We start from the raw sequence: 647 nt of genomic DNA on the forward strand, positions 1-647 counted from the left end.
GGCTCTGCTTGGGAAATGCTTCTGTCCACATGCGATTCTGCTGCGAAGTGAATGACGCCATCGTAGGTCTCATCAAACGCGCGGTCGATATCCTCCTGAACGCTGATGTCCCCTTTTACAAAGCGAAAACGGCTGTTTTGTTTTAATTTTTCCATTTCCTCCGGGTGGCTGGCGTACGTCAGTTTATCTAAAACGGTAATGCGCGCATCCGTTTCCCTCAGCATGAGCTTTGTAAACGTGAGCCCGATGAAGCCGGCACCGCCTGTAATTAAATATGATTTTGCCATCACTTTTCGTCCTGTCCTTTCCGTAAAGCCTGGTGTACAAGCTGGGAAGCGAGATAAAGCGATTCGTGAGTTCCGGCATCTACCCACCAGCCTGATAACACATCATACGTAAGCTGGCTGTTTTCGATGTATAGATTATTCACATCGGTGATTTCCAGCTCGCCGCGCTTTGATGGTGATATTTGTTCAATATACGAAAACACCTCTGCATCATACATATAAATGCCGGTAACACAAAGGTTGGTCGGTGGCTGTTCGGGCTTTTCGATGATGGAACGAATCCGCTTGTTTTTCTCATCAATCTCAGCAATCCCGAAACGTTCCGGGTCATCAACTTCTTTCAGAAGCACTTTTGCTCCT

2 protein-coding genes are annotated in these 647 nt (G+C 47.1%); both read right to left on the reverse strand.

What is annotated here, in order from left to right:
• Positions 1–287: GDP-mannose 4,6-dehydratase (locus ACWHAR_RS28350; RefSeq protein ID WP_452088604.1), on the reverse strand; the 287-nt coding region annotated here is incomplete at its 3' end.
• The coding region (locus ACWHAR_RS28355) for a sugar phosphate nucleotidyltransferase (protein WP_452088605.1) at positions 287–647 on the reverse strand (361 nt) is incomplete at its 5' end. The genes ACWHAR_RS28355 and ACWHAR_RS28350, both read right to left, overlap by 1 nt.

The sequence above is a fragment of the Bacillus sp. LR--39 genome (genome assembly GCF_053613335.1).